Annotated in this window: 22 protein-coding genes; 16 read left to right on the forward strand and 6 right to left on the reverse strand. The window is 58.5% G+C overall.

The window, feature by feature from the left end; all coding sequences use genetic code 11:
• The first annotated feature begins 18 nt into the window (after positions 1 to 18).
• From HK401_RS01190 to HK401_RS01220, 7 genes are all read left to right on the forward strand, one after another.
• Complete coding sequence (locus HK401_RS01190; RefSeq protein ID WP_181272828.1) at positions 19 to 576, forward strand: hypothetical protein; 558 nt, start codon at positions 19 to 21, stop codon at positions 574 to 576.
• Positions 573 to 971: a DUF6093 family protein gene (locus HK401_RS01195; RefSeq protein WP_181272829.1), complete on the forward strand. Its 399-nt coding sequence runs from the start codon at positions 573 to 575 to the stop codon at positions 969 to 971. Before HK401_RS01190 ends, HK401_RS01195 begins: the two co-directional genes overlap by 4 nt.
• Positions 972 to 1358 (forward strand): hypothetical protein, encoded by a 387-nt coding sequence (locus HK401_RS01200; protein WP_181272830.1) that lies wholly within the window; start codon positions 972 to 974, stop codon positions 1356 to 1358. It abuts the gene before it with no gap.
• Between the two features lie 442 nt (positions 1359 to 1800).
• The gene (locus HK401_RS01205; RefSeq protein WP_181272831.1) at positions 1801 to 2004 is read left to right on the forward strand and encodes a hypothetical protein; all 204 of its coding nucleotides are present in this window, start codon (positions 1801 to 1803) and stop codon (positions 2002 to 2004) included.
• A gap of 5 nt (positions 2005 to 2009) precedes the next feature.
• The gene (locus HK401_RS01210) at positions 2010 to 2540 is read left to right on the forward strand and encodes a phage tail tube protein (RefSeq protein ID WP_181272832.1); all 531 of its coding nucleotides are present in this window, start codon (positions 2010 to 2012) and stop codon (positions 2538 to 2540) included.
• Between the two features lie 131 nt (positions 2541 to 2671).
• On the forward strand, positions 2672 to 3238 hold the full coding sequence (locus HK401_RS01215; protein WP_181272833.1) for an HNH endonuclease signature motif containing protein: 567 nt from the start codon (positions 2672 to 2674) through the stop codon (positions 3236 to 3238).
• Between the two features lie 119 nt (positions 3239 to 3357).
• The gene (locus tag HK401_RS01220; protein WP_181272834.1) at positions 3358 to 4026 is read left to right on the forward strand and encodes a hypothetical protein; all 669 of its coding nucleotides are present in this window, start codon (positions 3358 to 3360) and stop codon (positions 4024 to 4026) included.
• Between the two features lie 291 nt (positions 4027 to 4317).
• Here HK401_RS01220 and HK401_RS01225 read toward each other — a convergent pair whose 3' ends face one another.
• Positions 4318 to 4503 carry a hypothetical protein gene (locus tag HK401_RS01225; RefSeq protein ID WP_181272835.1) on the reverse strand — a complete coding sequence of 62 codons (186 nt, stop codon included), beginning with the start codon at positions 4501 to 4503 and terminating at the stop codon, positions 4318 to 4320.
• 114 nt (positions 4504 to 4617) lie between these two features.
• On the opposite strand from HK401_RS01225, the gene HK401_RS01230 reads away from it, so the two are divergent.
• From HK401_RS01230 to HK401_RS20435, 9 genes are all read left to right on the forward strand, one after another.
• On the forward strand, positions 4618 to 10833 hold the full coding sequence (locus tag HK401_RS01230) for a phage tail tape measure protein (RefSeq protein WP_181272836.1): 6216 nt from the start codon (positions 4618 to 4620) through the stop codon (positions 10831 to 10833).
• Positions 10834 to 11745 (forward strand): phage tail family protein, encoded by a 912-nt coding sequence (locus HK401_RS01235; RefSeq protein WP_181272837.1) that lies wholly within the window; start codon positions 10834 to 10836, stop codon positions 11743 to 11745.
• Positions 11746 to 11760: 15 nt separating this feature from the next.
• Positions 11761 to 12873 (forward strand): Gp37-like protein, encoded by a 1113-nt coding sequence (locus HK401_RS01240; protein WP_181272838.1) that lies wholly within the window; start codon positions 11761 to 11763, stop codon positions 12871 to 12873.
• A gap of 13 nt (positions 12874 to 12886) precedes the next feature.
• A complete protein-coding gene (locus HK401_RS01245; protein ID WP_181272839.1) occupies positions 12887 to 13909 on the forward strand; it encodes a hypothetical protein in 1023 nt (340 codons plus the stop codon).
• Positions 13909 to 14337, forward strand: coding sequence for a hypothetical protein (locus HK401_RS01250; protein ID WP_181272840.1), 429 nt, complete (start codon positions 13909 to 13911; stop codon positions 14335 to 14337). Before HK401_RS01245 ends, HK401_RS01250 begins: the two co-directional genes overlap by 1 nt.
• Positions 14334 to 14621 carry a hypothetical protein gene (locus HK401_RS01255; protein WP_181272841.1) on the forward strand — a complete coding sequence of 96 codons (288 nt, stop codon included), beginning with the start codon at positions 14334 to 14336 and terminating at the stop codon, positions 14619 to 14621. The genes HK401_RS01250 and HK401_RS01255 overlap by 4 nt, the downstream gene beginning before the upstream one ends.
• Positions 14622 to 14632: 11 nt before the next feature.
• Positions 14633 to 14911 (forward strand): hypothetical protein, encoded by a 279-nt coding sequence (locus HK401_RS01260; protein ID WP_181272842.1) that lies wholly within the window; start codon positions 14633 to 14635, stop codon positions 14909 to 14911.
• Between the two features lie 80 nt (positions 14912 to 14991).
• The gene (locus HK401_RS01265; protein ID WP_181272843.1) at positions 14992 to 15942 is read left to right on the forward strand and encodes a peptidoglycan-binding protein; all 951 of its coding nucleotides are present in this window, start codon (positions 14992 to 14994) and stop codon (positions 15940 to 15942) included.
• 103 nt (positions 15943 to 16045) lie between these two features.
• Positions 16046 to 18190 carry a collagen-like protein gene (locus HK401_RS20435; protein WP_219921637.1) on the forward strand — a complete coding sequence of 715 codons (2145 nt, stop codon included), beginning with the start codon at positions 16046 to 16048 and terminating at the stop codon, positions 18188 to 18190.
• Here the strand turns inward: HK401_RS20435 and HK401_RS01275 are convergent.
• From HK401_RS01275 to HK401_RS01295, 5 genes are all read right to left on the reverse strand, one after another.
• Positions 18187 to 18513 carry a hypothetical protein gene (locus HK401_RS01275; protein ID WP_181272844.1) on the reverse strand — a complete coding sequence of 109 codons (327 nt, stop codon included), beginning with the start codon at positions 18511 to 18513 and terminating at the stop codon, positions 18187 to 18189. The genes HK401_RS20435 and HK401_RS01275 overlap by 4 nt on opposite strands.
• Positions 18514 to 19483: 970 nt before the next feature.
• On the reverse strand, positions 19484 to 21496 hold the full coding sequence (locus HK401_RS01280) for an ABC1 kinase family protein (protein ID WP_181272845.1): 2013 nt from the start codon (positions 21494 to 21496) through the stop codon (positions 19484 to 19486).
• Positions 21497 to 21773: 277 nt separating this feature from the next.
• Positions 21774 to 23120, reverse strand: coding sequence for an MFS transporter (locus HK401_RS01285; RefSeq protein WP_181272846.1), 1347 nt, complete (start codon positions 23118 to 23120; stop codon positions 21774 to 21776).
• Positions 23121 to 23213: 93 nt separating this feature from the next.
• Positions 23214 to 24380: a sensor histidine kinase gene (locus tag HK401_RS01290; RefSeq protein ID WP_181272847.1), complete on the reverse strand. Its 1167-nt coding sequence runs from the start codon at positions 24378 to 24380 to the stop codon at positions 23214 to 23216.
• Entirely contained in the window at positions 24380 to 25126 is a 747-nt protein-coding gene (locus HK401_RS01295) for a response regulator transcription factor (protein WP_181272848.1), read from the reverse strand. Before HK401_RS01295 ends, HK401_RS01290 begins: the two co-directional genes overlap by 1 nt.
• Positions 25127 to 25232 lie beyond the last annotated feature (106 nt).

Raw genomic sequence — 25232 nt, forward strand, 5'->3', positions numbered from 1 at the left:
CCTGATTGGAGGGTGACCATGTTCGCAACTATCAATGATCTTGAGTCGCGGCTTGGGCGGACCCTCGAATCTGGCGAACGTCAGATCGCTGAGTTCGCTTTAACGGATGCGACCGCTTACCTGCGTGGCGTTATTGGTGCGCAGGTAAGCCCGCCCGCACAGGTCACTGTGCGTGACTATTTGAGTGCGGGCGAAAAATGGGTGCATCTGCCGGGTTCGCCTATTGTGTCCGTCGAGTCGGTGACTGTCGACGGTGAAGACGCGGACTTCCTGCATTTGGATAATGCGGTGAAGGTTCGCGGGCATTCGCTGGTCGAGGTCACGTACACGGTTGGTTACGCCACCGTACCGGATGAACTGAAGGCGTGGGCATGTGTCCTTGCCGCTGATGTTCTGTCTTCCATTGACGACCTTGGCGCGCTCCACTCTGGTGGTGTCGCTTACGTGTCGATTGATGACTACCGGAAAGGTTGGCAGGCCGGTGGTGACTCTAGCGGGTTCGTTCTACCCCAAAGGGTGGAAGACGCACTGAAGTCTCGTTACGGGCAGTCCACGCATGTTGTGAGGACACTATGAGCGCCCGCGCCGCAATCCTACAAGGGCGGCGGTTAGCGGAATCACTCATGGTTGACCAGTGGCGCATCTACAGGGTCGAAAAAGGTGCTGTAGATGACCTGACTGGCCTACCTGGACCCGACCAGCAGATCACCGTGTATGAGGGCAAGGGCAAGCTGCAATCGTACGAAGGGTATGAACGTAACCCGGAAACGATTGGGCACACGTCTACCGTTCAGCGCATGTCACTGCATTTGCCGGTCGGTGGTTATCGCCCCCAGGTGGATCATGTGGCGGTGTGTGTCGATTCCTTCGACGCGAACCTTGTCGGCACCGAATATCGGATCACCCAGGATGCGCCGTTCAAATCCCTCGCAACAGCATACAGGGCGTTCGTTGATTTCAAGGCGGCGTAAATGGACATTAACGCGAAAGAACTAGAAACACTCTCGCACGACCTCGGGAAAGTTGGAGACAAAGCTCTCAAAGAGGTTGAAAAATCAGTGTTCAAGGGTGCCATGAACGTCAAGAAGGGCATGCAAGATGCCTTTGACGGTCACACATACTTCGGGAACAAGAAGGGCCTGAAATACTCGGTTGACTTCGACATGAACGTAACCCCGAACGCCGTTGAGGCCGAGATTGGCCCCAGGCGCGGGCGGGGCGAGCCGGGAAACTTGGCGAACGTCGCCTATTTCGGAACATCTCGCGGCGGCGGAACCGTGGACTTCCTTGGCCCCGTCAACGAAGAGGCACCGAAGTTCGAGAAAGCGATAGGAGACATACTCAAAAATGTTCTCTGAACTAATCGCAACCCTGCGAACACTCGGATACCAGGTATACGACACTGACGTAACCGACGCATCACCCGCGTTCCCTTACATTCTTGTTTGGGGCGGTGATTCTCGCCCGCACGCGGAACAGAACCTCGGCTCACAAGCTGACGGAGTTTCCGACCGTGTTGGTGTCACCGTTGCTGCTGGTACTGCTGCGGGTGTGCGGATTGTGCATCAGCAGGTGCGCTCACTGTTGCAGCCTAACGGGTTCCCGATTCAGGTTGCCGGGTTCACATTGAAGATTCGTGACCATCAACCAACCCAGGTGGATCGTGACGAAGTGATAACTGGTTCCGGTCGTCATCCTGCGTTCTGTGTGGACATTTACGACGTAACCAAATAGGCCATTACCCGTTTATCTAGCCTCGGTCTCCTGCCGGGGCTTTTCTTATGCCCTAAAGGAGACAAGTTGGCTCACACATTCGATGAAGACGCTTTCGTTGAAGCGTACGACAAAACGACCGGGAAGAAGGTTGGGCGGGTTCCGAAGACTCACCTAAAGATTTTCCCGAATCTTTCTGCAACTCCCAAGGCGCGGGCGGCTAAGCCTAAGCCAGTCGAGGCACCGAAAATCCCCGACTTCATTTCTTCTAACACTGAAAAGGAAGGCTGATCAAATTGCCGAAAAGTTTGGCTGACGGTCACACAAAGGTCGCTATTCTCTCTACCAAGCCTGCCGATCCTCTGCACCCCACGGTTGCAGAGCTGACGGCTGGCATCGACGCATCTTGCCGCATTAACTCGGCAGATTACAATGTCACCGCAACCGCCTCGGAAACCGTCGAGGAAAAGGAACTCTGCATCGAAGGAAACGCGGTCGCGTTTGGTCCCTCGAACGCAACTATCGAGTTCACCCCTTTCCGTTACTTCGGCACCGATGGTTCCGCTGAGGAAACTGAGGCTGACGAGATTGGTGACGCGGTTTTCCAGGCCACCAAGTTCAAGGGCACCCGCCTTTGGCTCTACCAGCGTGAGACTTCCAAGAAGTCCACGGACGATTGGGCGGTCGGTGACGAGGTTGACGGCTTCGAGTTCATCACTGATAACCCCCAGCAGGTCGACCGCACCGGCTATGTAAAGAAAAAGGTGACGGGCGCTTACCAGGACCTTTGGGTCAATGGTGAAGTTGGCCCCGTCGCTGGCGGCTGATCTATTCCCACATAATCACAGTGGCACTACAGAAGATAGTGCCACTGTGGTACAGCGGTAGCACAAATTAATAACGCCCCCGGCAGTGCTTGCAACACTAAACCGAGGGCTGACCACTGTAAGGAGTGGCTATGGCTGATTATACATGCATCATCGAAGGTTGCGCAAAGAAGCGTACCGGGCGGGGCTTATGCCCAATGCACTACCGCCGCGCTAAGATCGCGGGAGAATTTATGCCCGGCCCAATCCCGCCAGGGACCAGGTTCTGGGCGAAGGTGGATAAATCTTCTGACTGCTGGGAATGGACTGGCGGCGTAACCGGTAGCGGATATGGCTACTTCTCACCGGCACGGAGCAAGATGGTCCGTGCACATAGATATTCTTTCGAGCTTGCTTACGGCACGATCCCCGAGGGGACCGAGATCGACCATACTTGCGACAGCAGGACTTGCGTCAACCCTGAGCATCTGCGCGCTATTTCCCACAAGCAGAACGGCGAGCATCGCGTCTCATCCAACTCGAATACTCCCACAGGCTTCCGTGGCGTAACGATAAAACGGAACAAGTTTGTTGCGCGCGTCGGCCACAAGGGGAGAACGGTTTACGTCGGGACGTTCGACACCGCCGAAAAAGCGGCTGAAGCGGCTCGGGCGAAGCGGCTGGACCTGTTTACCCACAGTGACCGCGATAAAGACTAGCCACTCAATCGTTTAGAAAAGGCACCGGTTTACCCGGTGCCTTTTCTGTGCCCAAAATCCCTCTCGGCACGGTTCCTCCATGGCCGTGCCGAGAGTCATACCCTCATGGAGAATCACACATGGAGATGATGATTATGAGCGCAAGTTTCAACCCTGATGACTTCCTGGCCGGTATTCGTACTGCGCAGACGAAGGTAACTATTTTCCAGCGGGCCGATCTGGCTGGTGAGCTGATTGCGGTTGAGGAAGACCTCGCCGCCTTCGAAACCAACGACGATACCGAGCAGGATATGACTGCTGGTGCTGAGCGTGCCGAACTGGTGGAGAAGCAGGAGCGTCTACAGGCCGAGCTTCAGGAATCGGCTGTTGAGTTCATTGTGCAGGCTCTCGATCAGGAAACGATTGACCGGCTGGCGAAGGAAGCTCGTAAGGCTGCTGCGGATCGTGCGGATGAGGCGGCGAAGGAAGCTGCCGGTTATGCGCGCGAAGAGTGCAAGCGGTCCGAGGTGGGCGATCCGAAGGAGATTAAGGAATCGGTGCGGAGGGCTTCGTCGAATGCTTCTGCCGCCATTCTTCAGTATGAGACGGGTCTGCATATTCTGACGGCTGCTGTTGTTGATGAGACTGGTGCGCCGGTGTTCACGGTTGATCAGATGCGTGTTGCGGCGGGGAAGCTGGGTGCGCCCCAGTTCCAGAAGTTGCAGGGCGCGTTTTATGACCTGACTTCGACTGATCCGGGTTCGTTTGTCCCAAAATCGCTGAAGCCTGGGCGAACGAACGCGGGCTGAACAGTCTGACGGAAACCCGTACAGCACGGGCGTGGGGTGTTCCCGTGTCCGTGCTGCGGGGTGAGCGTAAGCCTGGGAAGAAGTTCACAGGCAAGGATCGTGCGTTCGCGTTGGCGTTGACCGTGTATGAGGCGGACCTGTGCGGGGGTTGTGGTAAACCCATGTCGCTCACGTCTGGGGATCATCCGCATGATTACGACGTTCGCACTACGACGTGTGTTGGGTGTGCGGAGTTGGAGATGTTCCGGGAAGGGTCGAGGGAACCCGAGAAGGGCGAGAAAACGTTCGTCGTTAAGGACGATTGATCTTCTTGTTTTCCCGGATTTTTACGAACGCGGCGATGAGAGCCACTACTAGTGCCGCGCAGAACCCGATTGCGACGACGGTGTTTGTTGTCGATGCGGTGTTCACGACCAGCCCGAATATGAGGATTGCTGCGGCGAGCAGGAACAGGTTCGTTGACGGCTTTGTCTTCATGGCTTCTCCCTAAATTGTTTTGGCCTCTTGGCCGCTTATTCTAACTCACTTTTTAGCAGGGGGCAATCTCTTATGGCCGAATCGCGTACTGTAAGCGTAGTACTTTCTGCGAAGGTGAACTCTTTCAAGGCGGACATGCAGGCCGCGTCGAAGGCGGCAGTTGATGCCGCGCAGAAGACTGAGACCGCCTGGGATAAGTCGAACACCCGCACGGGTAACGCCATGAAGCAGATCACTCGCTACAGCAGTGAACTGACCACGGCGGGCACTGCTATGGCGACGTTCGGCGGTGTCGTCGTGGGTGCGCTGGGCCTGTCGGCAAAGGCGGCAATGTCGTGGGAGTCCGCTTTCGCGGGTGTGTTGAAAACCGTTGACGGGTCACCCCGTCAACTGGCAAAGGTTGAGGAAGGGCTTCGCGGGCTGACGAAGGTTCTGCCTGCGTCGCACGAGGAGATTGCGGCTGTCGCTGAGGCTGCCGGTCAGCTTGGCATCAAGACTGAGAATGTTGTGTCGTTCACGAAAACGATGATCGACATGGGCGAATCGACGAACCTGTCTGCCGAAGATGCCGCCACGTCCCTTGCCCGCCTCTCGAACATTATGGGCACGTCCCAGAATGATTTCGGCAAGATGGGTGCCTCCATCGTCGGGCTGGGTAACAACTTTGCTACGACTGAGCGCGAAATCGTTGAAATGTCGATGCGCATTGCCGGCGTTGGTAAGCAGGCTGGTCTAACTGAGGGCGACGTGTTCGGCCTCGCGACGGCGCTGTCTTCGGTGGGCATTGACGCGGAGGCTGGCGGTACGGCCATTTCGATGGTCATGAAGAAGATCGGCAACGAGGTCGCCGGCGGAGGAGACAAGGTTGCCGAGTTCGCGCGCATCGCGGGGATGTCTTCTGACGACTTCTCCGCCGCCTGGCGCGATGATGCTGGTGGCGCACTTAACTCATTCATTCAGGGCCTCGGAAACGCACAGGCGCAGGGCGAGAACGTCAACGGGACTCTCACCAATCTTGGAATTACCGGCATCCGTGAGTCTGATGCACTGCTGCGCCTCTCCGCGTCCGGGGATGTTCTGTCCGATGCGCTGAAGACCGGCAACGATGAATTTGAGCGCGGGACCGCGCTCGCCCAGGAAGCCGCGAAGCGTTACGAAACTGCTGATTCCAAGATCAAAATGGCCGGTAACTCGCTGAAGGATACTGCCATCACGATTGGCGGCACGTTCCTTCCCGCGATTGCAGGTGTCGCGCAGGCGCTGGCTGGTGTTGCATCGTGGTTTGGAGACCTGCCTGAACCCGTACTGAGGTTCGGTGCGGCCATCGGTGGTGTTGTCGGAACACTGGCTCTTGCCGCTGGTGGATTCCTTGTGCTGGCACCCCGGATCGTCGAAACGATCACTGCCGTCAACACGCTGCGCAATTCCTCCACGACACTCGATAAGACGCTCTCGGCCATTGGCGGTGGCGGGAAGACTGCCACGGCGCTAAGGAACATTGGTAAGGCTGCGGGAATCGCGGCTGGCGCTTGGGTTGGGCTTCAGCTTGCGGCGGCTGCGTATAACGCAATTTCGACAAAGCCTGCCGTGCAGGGCGTCGAGGACATTACGAATGCGCTCATCAAGGCGGCTCAGCAATCGGGCCACACGAATACCGAACTGGACAAACTGTTCCAGGCTAAAGATGGCGGGAAGCTGGCCGGTAACGTCCGCGACCTTGACAGCGCCATTGAGTCTGTCATGTACAAGGGCGACCCGTTCAACAAGTTCATCAACGAGAGCCTTGGCGGGGACGCCATCAACAAGGCTCTCGGTACGACAAGCAAGGCCCGCGACCAGTTCTATGAGCTGGATGAGGCTGTAGCCAATCTGGCTAGTTCCGGTAACGGCGAACTCGCTGCGGAGACGTTCTCCAAGGTGGCTGATTCGTTCGAGGCGCAGGGGTATTCGGTTAAGGACGCTGCTGCGCTCTTCCCCGAATACGAGAAAGCCCTGATGGGTGTTGCTAACGAGGCGGGCGTTGCTGTTACCGAGCAGGAAAAACTTGCTTGGATGGCGTCCGGCGAGTTGCCACCTGCGCTGGCTTCTGTTTCCGGTGCGTCTGATGCGGTGGCCGAAGCGGTCTCGGGCATGGGCGACAAGGCGGACTCGACCAAGGAGAAGCTGGCGGCGCTGGCTGATGAGATTCGCGGGTTCGGTTCGGAAACGCTCAGTGCTCGCGAGGCCGCACGGCAAGTTGAGGCTGGCTGGGACGACCTGACGGAAGCCATCAAGAGCGGTAAAACATCGCTCGATGACAGCACCGAGGCGGGGCGTAAGAACAACGAGCTGCTGGATGCTCAGATTCGGAACATTAACGAGGAAACTGCGGCGAACATTGAGCGCGGTGACTCTGTTGCTTCGGTCACGAAGAAGCATAAGGCGAATCGTGACGAGATGATCCGCATGGCTACGGCTTTCTTCGGTTCGGAGAAGAAGGCCAAGGCGTATGTGGATCAGGTCCTCAAGACGCCCAAGCAGATCAAAACCGACATCAAGCTCAACTCTGAAGGCGCTGTCTCCAAGCTGAAGACCACCAAAGAGTGGATGGACAAGATCAAGGACAAGACTGTTTGGGTCAAGGTCAATGAGGTCTATGTCCGCAAGGAAGGCGACCAGACTAAGTACAAAACGTCTCGTCATGGGTCAACGTTTGAGGCCGCTGGGTCGATCATGGAGTTCTATGCGGGTGGTGGTCTGCGCCCGATGGACCCGGTTGCGAAGATGGTTCACCCGAATACGTGGCGTGTTGTGGGTGACCGTTCCGATGTGGATGAAGCGTATATCCCGTTGGATGGTTCTCGTCGTTCTATGGCGATTCTTGGCGAGGCCATGAAGCGTATGCCCGGCCTTGACCTTATGGCTTCGGGTGGTGTTGTTTCCGCTCAGTCTCGTGTTGATTCGGCTTCTGATTCGTTGAAGAATGCTCGTCGTGCGAAGCAGGATGCGAAGTCGTCTAAGGCTAAGGCTGCGGCTACTCGTCGTGTTCGTGCGGCTGAGGATGAGTTGGCGGCTGCTAAGAAGTCTTTGAAGGCGGCTAAGGCTAAGGCAGCGGCTGATGAGAAGGCTGCGAAGTTGGCGGCTAAGGAGGCTAAGGAGGCGGCTGAGGCTGCTGCTAAGAAGAAGAAGGAAGAGCAGGAGCGTCGTGCTCGTGTTGGTGAGTTGCAGTCTGATTTGCGGACTGATGTTCGTCGTGGCACGATCCGCGATTCTGTTACTTCTGGTCTTAGTGGTGGTTTGTCTCAGGTTGATGAGTTGTTCAGTCTGGGTTCGAATGAGGATTTGTCTAAGGCTTCTCGTTCGAAGGCTAATTCGTCGGCTCGTAAGTTTGAGGCTTCTCTTACGAAGTTGTATGCGAAGGCTGAGAAGCTTGATGAGAAACTGAAGGCCGCTCAGGATAAGGCTACTGAACTTCAGGGCATTAGTGATTCTGTTTCTTCGTCGTTGCTTAATGGTCGTGGCGTTGATGTTGGGGATTATCAGAATTTCGAGAATGGGCAGTGGTCCACTTATTCGGGTGTTTCTGGTGCTACTCGACGTTTGACGGCTGATGTGGGCGCTATGAAGGCGTTCGCGGGGAAGTTGAAGAAACTTGCCGCTAAGGGTATTCCTGGTGCGATTATTCAGGAGATTGCGCAGGCTGGTGTCGAGGAAGGCTCGACTATGGCTGATGCTTTCCTGGATGCGTCGGATGCTGAGGTTCAGTCGTATGTGGGTGCTTGGAACGATTACGAGAAGTACGCTAATGCTGCGGGCCAGTATGTTACTGAGGGTTTCTATGACGGTGGCCTGAATGCGGCTAATGGTGTCGTTAAGGGTCTTGAGTCTCAGCAGTCGAATGTTGAGAAGGCTATCGCTAACCTGGCGAAGTCGATGGAAGCCACGTTCAAGTCTGTTCTTGGCATTCATTCGCCGTCGCGGGTGATGGCTGAACTTGGTGGGTTTACTGCTGAGGGTCTTGTGCAGGGCATGCTTGGTGGTGTTGCGGATGTTGAGTCTGCGGCGGATGAGCTTGGTTTGGCTGCTATCCCAACTACTGGCGTGTCTGTTGATGTGTCTACGGGTGATGCCCCTGTAACGGATTCGGATGAGGGTCTTGCTAGTACGGCGTTGCAGGATATGTCTGCTACGACGCTTGAGGCTATGGCTGCGATGGGTCTGGCTGTTTCTGATGGGTTTGCTGGAATGTTGGCGAACGTTCAGTTGACGCAGGCGGGCATGTTGTTGGCTACTCAGGAATCGAATCTGGGGCAGTTGACTGATACGCAACTTCAGCAGGCTGCAATGCTACTTAACACGCAGACTCAGAATGCGGCGATGCTGTTGGATACGCAGACTCAGCAGGAGGAAATGCGGTCTACGGTAGCGAGGAAGCAGGCCGGTCAGCGTACTGCGGCTGAAGAGCAGCAGGAATCTATGCGTCTGATGCTGATTGATAAGCAGGATCAGATGAAGAAGAAGTCTGCTGAGGATTTCGAGTCGCTGAAGAAGACTACCGGGCTGAAGTTCGGTGACATGCGTACTGCGACGGACACTACCATGTCGAACATTTACGGGGATTACGATTCTCGTTTGGGCGATTTGAAGGGTCTGAATAGTCGCGGGTTTGAGTCGATTCTGAAAACGTCGAACGCGAACATGGAAGCTGTTCGTGACGGTATTGACGGTGAAATGTCTGCGGCTAAACCGGAGATGGGTAACCGCCTGAATTCGCTTATTGGTGTTCTGTCTAAGTTCACTGCATCGGTGAATAAAGCGTTTGGTGATGTGGGTGTGAAGCTCAAGTCACCCCAGGCGATTAAGTTCGCTTCGGGTGGTGTGATGCCGGGTTATTCGCCGGGTGCTGACATTCACCGTTTCGTTTCACCAACAGCGGGTGAGTTGCATTTGTCTGGTGGGGAAGCGATCATGCGGCCCGAGTGGACGCGTGCTATGGGTGGCGAACGTGGTGTTAAGGCTCAGAATGATGCTGCGCGTCAAGGCAGGTTTGATGACCTGTTGCATATGCAGGAATCTGGTCATTTCGCTACTGGTGGTGTTTATGGGCGTGTTCCTGGTGTGAATGCGTTTGCGGATTCTGGTGTTTGGCGGAATCTGTGGGCTATTACTAAAGCGAAGTTCCCGAACGCAACACTGAATTCGGCTTACCGTGGCGGTTCTATTACGGCTTCGGGTAACACGTCCCACCATGCTAGAGGTAATGCTATTGACGTTAACCCGTCAATGGATATTTTCAACTTCTGGCGCAATAAGTACGGTGCGAATCTGGCCGAACTGATTTATTCCCCGGCTGGGAATAAGCAGATCAAGAATGGTTCGAATTACACGTACACGGGTGCGGTTAAGTCAATGCACTATAACCACGTCCACATTGCCGCGTTGCAGGCGCTGTCGGATGCGATGGCTGGTGGTCTGCCGGGTATGGGTGGGGAAATGTCACACCCGTTCTTGGACAGGGCGAAGGTGTCTGCCGGAACTGACCTTGAGGCATCGTACAAGAAGGCCGCTGAGAAACTGACCGCCGATATTTACGGCAAGTATTCGAAGCTGTTGCCTTCTGGTGAGTTCGGCCAGTTGGGCAAGGGCATCATGTCGCAGGTGTCCGAGGGTCTGGTCAAGAAGGCCGTGGAGTACGGGAAGAACGCCGGTTCGGCTGACTTCTCGAATGTTGCTTCCGGCCCGGTTAAGACAATGGCTAAGGACATGCTCAAGCAGATGGGTTGGGAAGACCAGTTCGGTGACCTGAACTGGTTGCTGACTCGTGAGTCTGGTTGGAACCCGAAGGCCCAGAACCCAACGTCTACAGCGTATGGCCTGTTCCAGTTCCTTAACAGTACGTGGGGCAGTGTCGGTGGTTCTAAGACCTCTGATCCGCGTAAGCAGCTTGAGTACGGACTGAAGTACATTCAGCAACGCTACGGCGACGTTAAGGGTGCCCGGTCGTTCTGGGAACGCAATCACTGGTACGCGAACGGCACCGAGTCAGCCCAGTCGGGTTGGGCTTTGGTTGGCGAGCAGGGGCCGGAAGCGATTCGCCTAAACGGCGGTGAGCAGATCAAGAACGCTGCCGATACGCGCCGCCTGGTTTCTGCTGATAATCGCACGTTCATTCCGAATACTCGTTCGGGTGGCGGTCTCGATTATGACGCATTGGCTAAGGCCGTGGTGTCTAATCTGCCGCCGTCGCTTGTGGTGAATAACGATAATGCGGGTCTCATTGAGGAACGTATTGCTAAGAAGACTGTTCAGGAGTTTGCGGATAAGCAGGCACTTTACACGATGGGAGTATAAATGGACCCGTTTTTGAAAGTGTTTCTGCGGTCTTCCGTGGGTGAGATTGAATTGTCTACTCATGACCATACGGCCCCGTTCAAACTGTTGGACGGGGCGCGTGGTTTCGGTTTACCTAGCAGGTCGGTGGAGTCTACCCCGCTGCCGTCCGCTAATGGGTCGGTGTTCCGTTCGCAACGGTTCGACGAATCGGAAGTTATGCTACCGATTTCGGTGCGCGGCAATGATCCGTCGTCCGTTGCTTTCCTCGCGCGCATGCTGGAAAACGTTCTACGTCCGGCCTCGGACGACCCGATTGAACTGGCTGTTGAGGCACCGGCGTTGGGCACCGTTCGCCGCCGTTTCGTGTACTACACGGAAGGGTTAGAGGGTGCTGTCGGTGGTTCGGATTCGCATTTCACTTGGCGGCATGCACAAATCAAATTCCTAGCACCTGACCCCATGTGGTACGGGGCTGAGCAGGTTATTGAGTGGAAGGTTGATGCGGGGCGTAAACCGTTCATTACATCGTTTGATGGGCCTGCCACTATCCCGTTCTTCCCGGTCATGCTCGCATCCTCAACCGTGGCTGGTGCTTACCAGTTGCAAATCTCGGGTGATGCGAACGCATGGCCGGTGTGGGAGATTAGCGGCCCCGGCGAGGATTTGCTGATCGAGAACACTGGCACGGAAGAGAACATTTTCATTGAGGGCGAATTCGATGAGGATGTGACAGTGGATCACCGGCCTACTGTTGCTGATATTTACACGGACACTCTTATTGATGGTGAGTTGTGGTCGCGGGTAAATGATGATTATTCGTTCTTCCCTTTAACGCCGGGATTGAACTCGGTGAAGGTAACTATGGTTAACGCACGCCCTAACAGTGTTGTGCGTTTGCGGTATTCGGAGACTTGGTTGACGGGGTGGTGAATCGTGAAAGTTCTCATGCGTGACACCACTCTCCATCATCGGGGTACTCTCCCTGTTATTGCAGGGTCGTGCGTTATTCGTAATAACGACGTATCTACCTGGTCCCTGACCGTGGATGGGAACAATGTTCGTTCTGAACGTTTCCAGCCTGGTTGGGGTATCCAAATCTTCGATACGTTCGGAAACCAGGTTCTATCCGGTCCGGCCACGGAAATGAAAACCGTCGTGTCGGGCGATAACCGTACACGCACACTCACCATCTCTGGCGTATCCGATGACACGTATTTGTCTGACTCACTGGTGATACCAAACCCGACGGAGGGTGCCGAAGCCGACAGTGATCTTTGGAAAGCAACGGGCGCGGCGGAAACAGTGATGAGGAAACTCGTCAACGAACAAATCGGACCGTCAGCACCCGACGACTATCGAATCAGTGACCTTGTTGTCATGGCAGACGGTGGGCGTGGTGCCGAAGTGTCTGTGTCGGAACGGTTCACGAACATCCTCGAAGTGTTACAAGCGCAAGCAACCACAGCGTCACTGTTGTTCACGGTCAGGCAGGCCGGTCAAGAGTTGCAGTTCCGTATCAGCGAACCACGAGACCTCACGAAAGCGGTGCGCCTCACACGTCACAACGGGGCGGTGGGGGAGTACTCCACGGAACGCAAAGCCCCCGAAGCGACGGAAGCAATCGTGGGCGGTGTCGGTTCTGGTGCTACCCGCAAAATGTGGCGTGTCCCTAGCGAGGTTGGTGACTGGAACCGGCGTGTCACAAAGTTCGTTGACCGGCAATCAACCTCCGATGAAGACGAGTTGCAACAGGCTGCCGAAAACGAACTCGAAAACAAGGGCGAGAAGGCATCGGTCACGTTCGAGGCTAACGATATTCCCCGCCTCCGTTATGGCCGCGACTATGTTGTTGGCGACAAGATCACTGTGAACCTTGACGAGTCACTTATCCAGGACACTTTGCAGGTTGCTGAAATGTCGTGGGACGAAAAGGGCCGGGTCACGAAAATGCAGGTCGGTCCCGTTGCTGACGAATCGAAACTCAACGAGTCCACTGGGACCGTTCTAGAACTTTACAAGAAGATATGGGCGGAAGTCCGCCGTAACCAGACACGATAATTGGGAGGCGATTATGGCTGATCCTACGCCCGAAGAACTTCAGCAGCAGATTGATGAGTTGAAGGAACTTATCACTACGACTTATGAGCCGCCTTCTGGTTCTGAGTTTTCTTATCCGGTTGTTAATCAGCCGATGAATGATGAGATGTGGCAGTACGTCACGCTCGGTCTCGGTGACGGGGTGCTTGATGAGGGTGGTCAACCGTATTGGTTGCGTGGTCGTGAGAATGAGAATGACACGGTTAAGATTACTGTGTCTACCACGAGGAACACTGCTCAGGCTTTGCTTCGTGGTTTTTATCACAGGTTGACTGAGGATAAAACATTCACTGTCCAGGCTGTTTCAACAACCACGACGTATCATTTTTGTTTAACGTATGATCCGGCTGCGACAACTACTTCTGGTGGTCCGATCAGTTTGCAAATGTATGCGGGTGAACCACCTACGACTATGGGGCGTTTCCATATTGTGCTGTGGAAGCTGACCCGCACACCGTCGCAACTGTTGACGTCGGCGACTGTTGAGCGTGTGCGCCCGAAGATCACACCGGTGATTACGGTAGACACGAGCGATCATATGCCGTCTGCTAATAACGTCTTGTGGGGTACTCGCTGCCTGGTCGATGACATTAAGGCCGAGTACCGTGCTGGTGGTGCGTCCGAGGATGGGCCACGCGCATGGTTACCCGTTTCGTCGGTTTATGAACGCCCTGATGCGGATTTGTATGAGTGGGCTGGGACTGGTTCTAGGCCGAGTGCTACTCGTCAGGGGCAGATTGTTGTTCTTGAGGGTCGGATTGCGCGTACTGGTGGTAATGATTTTTATGCGTCTACTTCGGATGGGTATTATGTTGCGACGTTGCCGGAAGAGTATCGGCCCGCGTATGAGCACCGTTTTTTGACTAAGGCCCCGAATTACAATAACAGTAATACTGCGACGGTGAATATTGGTTCTGATGGTGCGGTTCGTGTTTACCCGAATGTGAATTGTAGTTGGGTTTCGTGGGACGGTATTTGCTACACGGTGGGGTCGTGATGACTAAGTATTCACCCCCGCTCGCTGAACGTATTGCACGCGGTATTGGGCACCTCATGTTTCTACTCGGTGGAACATGGGGTGTTTTCATTGCCCTACCAGTATCTGTAGCAATCGCCGCCGACCCTATTCAACTCGCCATTTGGGGCGTGTTCATGGGGTCTGGTGTTGTTGCCGCATTTGCCGCATGGCGTGGACTGTATTTGATTGAATACGCAACCATTCCCGCAATGGCTGCCGGAACACTCATTTACGTGGCCGCGATCACTAACGTTGTAGCGACCGGCGAAAACCCTGGTTCAGGTCTCGCATTGTTCCTCATGATCGCCCTGTTCTCATATCTTACCGCCCGATGGTTCTCCCTGAACCAACTTCTCGATGGGCCGTTGAAACTGCTGTTTAAGCGGAGGCAGGGGTTAGATGAATGAGCATCGGGACAGTAATCACGTTGATTGCCGCAGTACTGGGTTCGTCCACCCTTGCCGCAATCATTACCGCGTTCGTTAACTCGAAACGAAACAAATCACAATCCGAAACAGAAGCACGCGCACAATACACGGTTGAGTTCAATGCGATTGTTGCGCAACAAAACATCCAAATAGAACGTTTGGAGAAACGCGTCAACCAGTTAGAAAAAGCTGAAGACTATATCGACGTGCTCATTGCGGGGATCACGAACGGAACCATTCCGCCCATCCCGCCACGAATCTAAAGGAGACACCTATGAACATTTCGTCCTACATCCCCGCGTCTTGGCGGAAACCGATCTACGGTGCATTCGCTGTCGCCGGTGTGATTATTGGTGCCATTCAGGTTGGTATCGCCGCCATTGGTGCCGCGAACCCTGAATGGCTGCTCGTGGTCCTGGCCGTGTTCCCGTTCGTGGCCGGTGCCGTCGGGTTCACCGCATCCGCAAACACTAACAATGACCTTGACGTTGCCGACACGCTCAGCGCGCGGCATGACGTTGATGTGAACCTGTTCGAGGACGGTGATGTTTGATGGCTACCTCACAGAATGGGTATCGCGCTAATGACCGATCCCTCATCGCATCCTATTCGGTGCCCGGTGGGAAGCTTGCTATGCGCAAGGGTGACGTTGCAACGGTCCTGTCGTATGTTGCGAACCGCTTCCACTCCGAGGTTGAACTGCTTGTTTGGCCGGGGAACTGGGGGTACGCCGAGCGCACCATTCGCGGCAACTCAACCACGCTGTCTAACCATGCGTCCGGTACGGCGATTGACTTGAACGCGCCCCGCCACCCGCTGGGGAAGGTGGGCACGTTCTCGTCCGCGCAGAAGGGCCGCATCAAGAAAATCCTTGCCGACTGTGGCGGTGTCGTCCGATGGGGCGGCAACTACAACGGTCGCAAGGACGAAATGCACTTCGAGATTAACGCCGGGACTGCGGCTGTTGCGAAGGTTGCCAAAGCAATCAAGGCGGGCAAGAAGCCGGGACCGTCCGGTGGTGCAACATCCAGCGGCGGTTCATCGTCTCCCACGTACACGACCGTTACGGGGTCTACGCCGCTCGTGAAGCTGTATCACAAGGGCGAACCCGTCAAGCGCATCCAGAAGGCCGTCGGCGTGAAAGTTGACGGCTACTTCGGTAAGGACACGCAGACTGCTGTAAAGGCATATCAGAAGAAGCGCGGACTGGATGCCGATGGGATTGTTGGCGCGAAGACGTGGGCGAAAATCAACGGCAAGTCATCCAGCTCATCGTCTGGTTCGTCTTCGTCGGGCAAGGTCACCTCGAAGGCACCTGCATTCCCGCTGCCTAAGGGTCACTGGTACGGGGTGGAGTCGAAGAACAAGAAGAACCATTCCGGTTACTACAAGTCCGATCAGGCTGGTATTAAGCAGTTTCAGAACAAACTGAAGGCTCGTGGTTGGAAGATCACGGCTGATGGGAAGTTTGGCCCCGCCACGCAGAAGGTGGTTCGCCAGTTCCAGGCTGAGAAGAAAATCAGCGTAGATGGTGCGGTGGGTCAGGTTACTTGGTCGAAGATTTGGGAATCTCCCGTCACCTAACCCACCACCGCGCCCCACTTTAACGCCCACCCGTGACTGTTCCGGGTGGGCGTTCCCTATTCATTTTTTCGCGGGCCACTCCCGCACATCATTGGAGGCTAGAGTGCCAAAATTCCGCGAGATCACGGGCCAGTTCGTTGGCTACATTCCTGACGGTATTGACTCAGATGTTGTTCCCGACCGTGCACCAATGAACGGGCGCGTCAAGTTCACTCCCGTGTTTACGGGTGGTGTGATTGCGTTCCCGGAACTGGTGCCACCCGAGTTTGCTCACCCGCGCACGATTCACGCCCGCATTGTTGACGGGTTCGTGCAGGTTGAGGTTAAACAAGGCACAGGTGATGATGAGGAGATCGTTCTTCAGCCTCTCACGCTCATGGTCACGGTTGATGATGAAGCGTCTCAGGTGTGGTCGTGGCGTGCCGAGTTCTATGAGATTCTGATTGGTGCGTCGGATGAGTATGTGAAGATCCCTGCCTGGTCGTTCCGTGTCCCTGACGGTAGCGGCCCGGTTGATCTGACTGAACTCGTACCACTCAAGTCCGGTGGCACTGTGGATGTGACTAAAGGGCCACGCGGTGCAGGACTCGAAAACATTACTGCTGTTGATGGGCAGCTTGTGTTCGCTTACTCGGATGGTCAAGAGTCCACGGTGCCGATTCCTGGAGCCGTGCAGGGTCCAGAAGGTCCACAGGGACCAGCTGGTGAGGACGGTGCGGAGGGTCCACAAGGCGAAAAGGGTGACCCGGGCGAAATCCCAGACCTACTCGTCGGCAACATCACTGACGCAACACCCACCGGCAAAAACCTTATGCTCGCCGCAACAGCCGGTGCGGCGAGAGATGCACTCGACCTCGCAGCCGGGGCCACCGCAATCAACGGGTCACTATCTGAACTCAACAACGGTGTATCCAACAACCCGCGCGTATGGACGCCCGCGAACCTGGCGAACTACACGACGGGGCGGCTGGCCGAGTACCCCACACAGTCTGATATTGAAGCCGCAACGGCCAGCATCCGTAACGACGGATCACTGCACCCGAACCCGGTCGGGCAGGGTCTCAACTACATGGACTATTTCACCTCCTGGGACTCATACGCAGAAACCAACGGGGCATGGACTCAAGGGTTCACCATCAACGAGGACACGGAAGAAATTTACGTGTCCGTGTATCTCGATAACGCACAGTGGGTTGAGTGCCGCAAATATGACGGGTCGCTGAAGTGGCGCACTGATGATATTGAGCTGCCGGGAAACATTGCTTATTCGGAAGGTTGCCCGTTCTACTACAACGAATCCGACCAGCTGTGTTTCATTCTGCGCATTGATCCGGGAGGGTACGTTCGCACTTACAACAGTGTGACGAAAGTCCTTTCGGCGGCAATGCCCGTTCTGGGTGTGTCGAAACTGTTCGCAGACAACAAATATTTCTACTGCGCCTATGCCGACCCGGATCGGGCAATCCTGACGACTGTCTACGTTTATTCGCTTGAGTCGATCAAGAATGGTGCGCCAGTGTTGGTGAATGAAATTCAGCTGGATCAGTTTGGGCCGCTCCCTCAGGACAACAAACCTCAGGGGCTTGCCGTAAATGACGGGTTCATTTACCTGTCGGCGGGTAAGCGTGATGCGAATGATGATACGACGGGTCGGCTGGACTTGCGCGTGTATAACGCTACCGGGCGTATAGTTTCGGGCGTGGTTCTGAACAAGGCTGATTATCGTCGGGTTTTGGCCGAGCAGAAGCGGCCATCCGACACCATCCCGAACGAAGTTTCTTTCGAGAACGAGGGCGTGTTCCCCCTCAGGGACGGTCGCATTGCGACCATGAACCATTTGCACCGCTACGTGTACATCACGGTGCACGGTGTAGGTTCAAGCGCGAAAGTGGACACGGACACTGTTCCCATGTCGAACTCTAGCGGGTGGAAAACTCTACCGCTGGCGGAAGGAGTGACTGCATACTCGGAGACGCAAATCCCCCAGTACCGGCGCGAAGGTCCAATCGTGTTCGTTCGAGGCGCGTTCAAGGGCATTGCTTCAATCTCCGGCAGCGCGAACCTTGGCCTCCTGCCAGCAGGCTATAGGCCGGAAATGAACACGAACTTTCAGATGGTATCGAACGGTTCCGCATACTGGCGTTGCGATGTTGGCAACAACGGTTACATCAAGATCGTGAACTATAACTCGGGCACTATTTCTGCCGCGTCGTGGCTTCCCGTGGCGCTGTCGTTCGTGATCGGTTAGCCGCGCGTCAGGTACAGAATGTCGTCGGTGCTGATCCCGGTGAACTCGGCCAGGTTCTCCACCGTTTCGCCACCCGCCATATGGAAGGACAGCGCGCCCCGGATTCGGTCGAGGCTGGCTTTAATCTCTGGCCAGTCTTCGACCGCTTCCTCAACCTCAACGTCCCCTACTGCCGCGTCTATTGCTGCACGGATGGTTCGTTCGCGTGCGTCGTGGTCTAGTGGTGTTTCTTCGATTGCGCCTATGACTGTGGCTAGTAGTCGTTCCTGTTCTTCGGATATTGGGCGGTCTCCCAGCCGGTGGGTGAGTTCGTATTCGTCCATGGTGCTACCCCCTTTGCGCGTGGTGGATAATTCTACCCCGAGACCCATGTCGCCGTTTTTTCGGCGTCGGGGGGGTCTTCGCGTGTTTGCGTACTGGTTCCGTGGATCGCTTGACGGCGCAGTAGTATAAACCTACGGTGGGGGCTTGACGCAATAGTGTAGGACGATACAGCAACCGAATCGTTATAGTTACTTTCCGGCCCGCCCAAGTAACACTGCTCATGTAGACGCACCCCGTATACGCACGCACACCAGCTCGACAAGCCATTACACTGGGACACGCGGCCACACCTATACGCAGGTTTTTGTCACGGTCGCAACACTGAACCCCCGCAACCCTTGATTGGGTTGCGGGGGTTCTTTTGCATTGGTGTTGCATATGAAGCGAAGGTCATCACCCCCACCTGCGCCATTAACAGCGTCGTTAACATCCACTCACCCAACCACGCCTTAAGCGATGCAACATCAATGTGACGAAACGAGCATAATCCCACGTCAAGCCGCCAATGTTGCATAACACGCCGGACCGCACCCGACTGCAAGGACGCTCTTGTAAAGCGAAGGTCGTCAGTTCGAGTCTGACAGGGGGCTCCATCTGGGAAGGCCCCGCGATCCGCTAGAACTAGCGGAACGCGGGGCCTCTTCTATGCCCCACTGTGGCGGCGTGCCCACACTTTGCCCACACTTCATATCGGTCCTCGCTCGGTCCAGACTCGACGCCACGGTATCGATGTCGTCGTGCCGCTGGACGCATTTGCGAGGGGGCGGTTTCGCTACTGTAGGTCGGATGTGCACACGTACTGCATAAAATCAGTGCGTACACACTTCCGATGTACAGTCACGCAACGGTCGGGGCGGGGTGCGAGAAGTTCGAGCGCACCACGTGCTGAGTTCGGCACCGGCGCCAGCGAGCCGTCTGTGAGGCAGCGCCGACGCCGCTGCCCACTGACGCCGCTGCCCACCGACGCCCCTAGCCGCCGCCGTCGCGTCTGAACACGAGCATGAGGGAACGCATGCTTAAGACGAAGCCTCCGAAGAGCAGCACGAAGCCGAAGAACGAGTACAGGTTGATGTCCTTCGTCAGCAGCGGTCCCTCATCGCTGGTGATGAGCATGATCGCACCGACAACGGCGGCACCGGCGAGGACGGCGACGATGAGCTGCTGGAACAGGCTGGTGAGGAAGCTGCGGTCGGAGGGATTCTCGAGCACACGCATGTTCATCGAGAACCGGCCCTGCTCGAGGTCTTCGGTGATCTTGTTGATGCGCCGGGGCATGCGATCGATCATCGGCATCAGCTGCAGCGCCCGACGCTGCAGCTCATCGGTGATCTTCGTGCCCTTGAGCTTCGACCGCACGAGTCTGTTGCCCTCTCGCCTGGACACGGCGACGATGTCGAAGCTCGGATCGATCGTCAGCAGCGCACCCTCGACCGAAGCCATCGCCCGGAAGGCGGCGCTGATCGGTGCCGGCACGGAGAACCGATGCGCGAGCACGAGGTTGAACAGGTCGTCGAAGAGCTTCTGCCCCTGTGACGCGCGGGTGCCGCCGCCGTAGCGCAGCAGGAGTTCGCCGACGGCACGTTCGACCTCGCGGTCATCGAGACCGTCGGGCCGACCGAGCAGTTCGATGAGGGCATCGGTGGCCCCGGCACTGTCGTTCTGATCGATCGAATAGAGCATGAGCCCCAGCGACGTCTGCGTGCCCGGATCGAGGCGACCGACCGCACCGAAGTCGAGCAGACCCAGCTTTCCGTCGGGCGTGATGAAGATATTGCCGGCGTGCAGGTCGGCGTGGAAGATCCCGTCGCCGATGATCTGCTCGAGTGTGGCACCCAGCAGCGTGGTCGCCAAGCGTGAGCGTTCGGCATCACTGAGTTCGGACAGCAGCGCCCCCGCGCGCGACACCGGCTTGCCGGGCAGCCGATCCATGACCAGCAGCCGTTCGCCGCTGAGCTCCGGATAGCCGTGGGGGACGGTGACGTCGAACTTCCCCGAACGCCGCAGAGAAGACTCGATGCTGGCCATGTTGTCGAGTTCGATCCGGTAGTCGAGCTCCTCCTCGAGCGTGGTGGCGAATCCGGCGGCCAGCGACCGTACGCCCAGGTCCCTGCCCCATGACGTGGTCTTATTCAGCCACGCCGCCAGCCGCAGGATGATGTCGAGGTCCTGGGTCACCTGGTTGAGGGCCTTCGGCCGCTGCACCTTGACGATGACCTCCGTGCCGTCGAGCAGCGTCGCCTCATGCACCTGCGCCACCGAGGCGGCCGCCAGCGGGGTGGAGCCGATCCGTGCGAAGACGTCGCCGATGGGTCTCCCGAGACGTTCGGAGATGGCGGGTTCGATGACCGACCAAGGTTCGGGCGTGACCTCGGTCTGGAGCGTCTCGAGTTCACGGACGAAGACGGGAGGGAGGACGTCTCGCCGGGTCGAGAGCATCTGTCCGAGCTTGACGAAGGTCACCCCCGCCTCGGCGAGGGATTCCTTGAGGGCCCGCGCGGTTTTGACCTCGCGGCCGGGCGAGTCTCCGCCGAATCCGCGCAGCTGGGAGCCGAGGCCGTGCCGGACCGCGATGGACACGACCTGGGCGTAGCGGCGGGCGCGGCGACGGCGGGACTTCCACCCGAAGAACAGCGACTGCGGGCTCGGCAGGGATCCGGTGGGAAAGGCCGCTTCGAGCATGACGAGGGCACCGACGCCGAGGGCGAAGATCCACCCGAGGGCGAGCACCGTGAACAGCACCGCCACTCCGGGTGAGACGTCGAGGCCGGTGGAATTCTGCCCGGTGCCGGCCCGGTAGAGGTACTGCACGGTCACGGCCACGACGGCGCTCATGACGAGGCCGACGGCGAGCGTGCGCGGCCAGCCGGTGGGAACACCGACGACGCGGCGGACCACGGTGGCGGCGAACCACGACTGGAGGAAGAGGAAGACGAGCGCGGCCAGGCTGACCAGCACGTATCCGCCGACGTCCAGGGCTTCCATCGATGACTCTCCTGATCCTGATCGGGCCGGCAGCTTCGGACGCTCGGCCGAACCTCGTCGAAACGGTCACCACCAGCCTAGTCCGTCGGTGCGGACCTGCGAGCGGGCGTGGTGCAGGGGTTCGGGGTCATGAGAGATGACAGCGCCCGGAGCCGGGAGCGGCGACTGCGCGGGAGTCAGATACGGCACGGAGTCGGATCCGCCGCCGGTCAGACCCGCCGGTCAGACCCGACGTGCAGACCCGACGTGCAGACCCGCCGACGCTCAGGCGCGACGGTCAGACCCGGCGTCGCCGACCGGGCAGTCCGATCTGTCGTGCCCAGACGAGCACCCAGACCGCGCCGAGGAGGGCGAAGAGTCCCGGGAAGAGCACACCGAATCTCAGCGTGGTCAGGGTGATGATGAGGGAGAGCAGGCTCGGTCCGCCGAGTTTGCCGCCGTTGTTGAAGATCGCCCAGATGCCGAGGAAGCGGGGGCGACCGACTGCGGGGGACAGGTCCGCCCCGATCGTCATGTTCACTCCCGCGCCGAGGCCGTTGCCGAAGGCCATGACGGCCGCGGCGATGACCATTCCGCACAGATCGGGAAGGACGACCATGATGATGAATCCGGTCCCGAAGATGCTCAGGCACCCCACGAGGGTGGCGATCCGTCCGAGGTGGTCCTTGATGTAGGCGCCGAGGAACATGACGATGAGTTCGAGGCCCGCCCCGAAGGCGATGATGAGCGAGATCGAGGACTCGTGCAGGCCGATCTCCACGCCCCACAGCTGGATGACCACCGGCTGTGCGGCGCGTGCGGCCGCGAGCGTGATGATGGTGATGCCGACGAGCACGACGGACTTCCACCGCACATCCAAGGGCGGGCGGCGCTCCCGCTTCTTCCTGCGCTCGCCCCGGGCCGCCTCGGCGGAGGAATGCTCACCGAGGGGGCCCTCACCCGCGGAGTGCCGGCCGGGGTCGGTCGGATCGGTCGACGGCTGGCCGGGGGCCGCCTCTGTGCCCGTGCCTGTGCCGGAATCCTCCGCCGAGGCGGGACTCGGGTGATCGTCGAAGCCGGGGATCCGGGCGATCGGCAGCGCCATGATGACGATCGCGGCGACGGCGGTGATGCCGGAGAAGACGAACACCGACCAGATCGGCATGAACAGCATGAGTCCGGCGCCGACCATCGGGCCGACGAGGTTGCCCACCCGCTGGGTGCCGCCGAGCGCGGTCATCGCCTTGGCCAGGTCGGCCGCGGGCATGACCTCGGCGACGACGGCCTGCCGGGCGAGACTCCACACGTCGGAGACCGGGGCGAAGAGCATGAGCGCGATCGTGTAGATCAGCAGCGAATACGGGGAGTCCCACACGAAGGCCGCGACCACGGCGGTGAAGACGACGACGGCGGCGAGCGTGGCCACGAGCATCGCCCGGAAATCGCCGAGGCGGTCGATCAGTATTCCCGCCGGGACCGTGGCCGCCAGCGACACAGCCCCCATGATGCCGACGATCGCGGCGGCGAACGATGCGGTCGAACCCAAGGTGAGCGCGCCGAGGACGAGGATCGGCATGATCGCACCCAGTCCGACGGCAAAGAGCAGAGACGGCGCGAGGACCGGCCACAGGATGGGTTTGAGCACCGGTTCAGTCTAGTTCGTCACCGCGCCGAGCCTGAACGGCTCCAGCGGGGCTGACTCATCCCACCGGGGCTGACTTACCGCGGAGGCACTGACTCACCCCAGCGGAGCAGCCCCCGGCAACCGCACCTCGAAGCAGGCTCCCACGCGTGTGTTCGTCACGCCGACGGTGCCGGCATGGGCCTCGACGATTCCGCGCACGATCGCCAGCCCGAGCCCCGCACCGCTGGTGAGCACGTCGTGGTTCCCGGAAGTGTCGTCTGGGGTCCGCGACGGGGTTCCGCGCCACCCGGTCGTGAAGATCTCGGTGAGTGCCTCGGCGGGGATGCCCCCGCCGGTGTCGGAGACCGTGAGCACGGCGTGACCGTCGCTGTGACGGCTCGTCTCGAGGACCACCTCGGCGTGGTCGGGGGAGTGCTGCAGGGCATTCATCAGCAGATTCTCGACGACGCGGGTCAGCTCCTTGGGATCGCCCGTGACGGTGAGGTCCGTGAGTCCGCGCGCCTCGACGGTGATCTGCTTGGACGCGGCCACGGGACGCAGGTCGGCCACGGCATCGGAGACGAGATCGTAGAGACCGACCTCGACGGATTCGAGCTCGAGGCTGCCCGACTGGATCCGTGACAGGGCGAAGAGGTCATCGACCATGCGGGAGAGCCGGTCGACCTGAACCCGCATATTCGCGTAATAGCGCTGGGGATCGTCTGCCATGCCGTCCTCGAGGGCCTCGGCCATCGCCTTGAGGCCGGCCATCGGCGTGCGCAGATCGTGGGCGATCCACGCGATGAGCTCGCGTCGCGAACGATCGAGCGCGGCCGCCTCGTCGCGGGCATCGGCCAACCGGTTGCTCATGGCCACGAGCTCGGCTCGCAGCCGCGCGGTCTCTGAGGCATCCTTCGCGTTGGGGGTCACGCTGAGTCGGCGGCCCTGACCCACCTCGGTGGTCAGCGCCCGCAGGTCCCGGTGCTCCCTGGCGACGACGCGGCCGAGGACCAGAGTGACGACGGCCGTCGAGACGAGTGAGGCGGCGGCCACGGTGAGGAAGACGAAGAGGTCGTGTTCGGACAGGTACATCGCCGAGGCGATCGCGACCATTCCCGCGAGCACGGAGCACAGCGTCGTGGCCACGATGATGGCCAGGCGCATGGTCAGGGTGCGGCGCCGAGCCAGCCACAGGGCGAGGAGCCCGAGCGCACCGACGACGCCGGAGCAGCCGAACGCGACGACGAAGATCGTCGCCGAGTCGGGCAGAGGCAGCAGCATCAGCGCACTCCCTCGGCAGCGGATTCGGCGTCGGCCTCCTCGACGTCGAAGCGGTACCCGGCGCCCCAGACCGTGGTGAGGAAGGTGGCGTGTGAGGGATCGCCCTCGATTTTCTCTCGCAGGCGGCGGACCGTGACGGTGATCGTCGACAGGTCACCGACCTCCCAGCCCCACACCGACCGCAGCAGCGTCTCCCGGTCGAAGACCTGATTCGGATGCTTGAGGAAGAAGGCGAGGAGGTCGAACTCCCGGGCGGAGAGCTCGAGCGGATCGCCTCCTCGGCTGACCTTCCTCGCCGAGGCGTCGAGACGGAACGGCCCGAGCGCGAACGGTGCCTCAGGGGTGGATTCGTCCACGGTGCGCTTGAGGATCGAACGGACCCGGAGGACGAGTTCGCGCGGGGAGAAGGGCTTCGTGAGGTAGTCATCGGCCCCGGACTCGAGCCCGTCGATGCGATCCTCCGTGGCCGAGAGCGCCGTGAGCATGAGCACCGGAACGTCGGTGAACGTGCGCAGACGGCGGCACACCTCGGTGCCGTCGATGCCCGGCAGCTTTCGGTCAAGGACGACGAGGTCGGGCCGGACCGCGGTCACCGAATCGATGGTCTGGAAGCCGTCGGTGACCTCGTCGACGAGGAATCCCGCGCTGCGCAGGTAGTTGCGGGCCACCTCGGCGACGGTGGGATCATCCTCGACGAGGAGGATCCGCCGATCGCGCAGGGCGGAGTCGGGCGGGGGTTGCGTCATGGTTCCAGTGTAGGAAGCGCGGCGGTCTGCGGCCGACGAAAACCGTCCGCATGCCCGCTTTGTCCGCGTTTCGTAAGGATTCGACCGGTCTCAGGCGGCACCGTCG

It is taken from the genome of Brevibacterium oceani, from assembly GCF_013623835.1.
Classification (GTDB): Bacteria; Actinomycetota; Actinomycetes; order Actinomycetales; family Brevibacteriaceae; genus Brevibacterium; species Brevibacterium oceani.

Excerpts from the sequence above, each read along its gene's own strand:
- HK401_RS01260 (WP_181272842.1), top strand. The coding sequence starts at position 14,633 with ATGAACATTTCGTCCTACATCCCCGCGTCTTGGCGGAAACCGATCTAC.
- HK401_RS01220 (WP_181272834.1), top strand. The coding sequence starts at position 3,358 with ATGGAGATGATGATTATGAGCGCAAGTTTCAACCCTGATGACTTCCTG.
- HK401_RS01290 (WP_181272847.1), bottom strand. The coding sequence starts at position 24,380 with ATGCTGCTGCCTCTGCCCGACTCGGCGACGATCTTCGTCGTCGCGTTC.
- HK401_RS01235 (WP_181272837.1), top strand. The coding sequence starts at position 10,834 with ATGGACCCGTTTTTGAAAGTGTTTCTGCGGTCTTCCGTGGGTGAGATT.
- HK401_RS01190 (WP_181272828.1), top strand. The coding sequence starts at position 19 with ATGTTCGCAACTATCAATGATCTTGAGTCGCGGCTTGGGCGGACCCTC.
- HK401_RS01225 (WP_181272835.1), bottom strand. The coding sequence starts at position 4,503 with ATGAAGACAAAGCCGTCAACGAACCTGTTCCTGCTCGCCGCAGCAATC.
- HK401_RS01295 (WP_181272848.1), bottom strand. The coding sequence starts at position 25,126 with ATGACGCAACCCCCGCCCGACTCCGCCCTGCGCGATCGGCGGATCCTC.
- HK401_RS01255 (WP_181272841.1), top strand. The coding sequence starts at position 14,334 with ATGAGCATCGGGACAGTAATCACGTTGATTGCCGCAGTACTGGGTTCG.
- HK401_RS01275 (WP_181272844.1), bottom strand. The coding sequence starts at position 18,513 with ATGGACGAATACGAACTCACCCACCGGCTGGGAGACCGCCCAATATCC.
- HK401_RS01200 (WP_181272830.1), top strand. The coding sequence starts at position 972 with ATGGACATTAACGCGAAAGAACTAGAAACACTCTCGCACGACCTCGGG.
- HK401_RS01195 (WP_181272829.1), top strand. The coding sequence starts at position 573 with ATGAGCGCCCGCGCCGCAATCCTACAAGGGCGGCGGTTAGCGGAATCA.
- HK401_RS01240 (WP_181272838.1), top strand. The coding sequence starts at position 11,761 with ATGCGTGACACCACTCTCCATCATCGGGGTACTCTCCCTGTTATTGCA.
- HK401_RS01265 (WP_181272843.1), top strand. The coding sequence starts at position 14,992 with ATGCGCAAGGGTGACGTTGCAACGGTCCTGTCGTATGTTGCGAACCGC.
- HK401_RS01215 (WP_181272833.1), top strand. The coding sequence starts at position 2,672 with ATGGCTGATTATACATGCATCATCGAAGGTTGCGCAAAGAAGCGTACC.
- HK401_RS01245 (WP_181272839.1), top strand. The coding sequence starts at position 12,887 with ATGGCTGATCCTACGCCCGAAGAACTTCAGCAGCAGATTGATGAGTTG.
- HK401_RS01250 (WP_181272840.1), top strand. The coding sequence starts at position 13,909 with ATGACTAAGTATTCACCCCCGCTCGCTGAACGTATTGCACGCGGTATT.
- HK401_RS01280 (WP_181272845.1), bottom strand. The coding sequence starts at position 21,496 with ATGGAAGCCCTGGACGTCGGCGGATACGTGCTGGTCAGCCTGGCCGCG.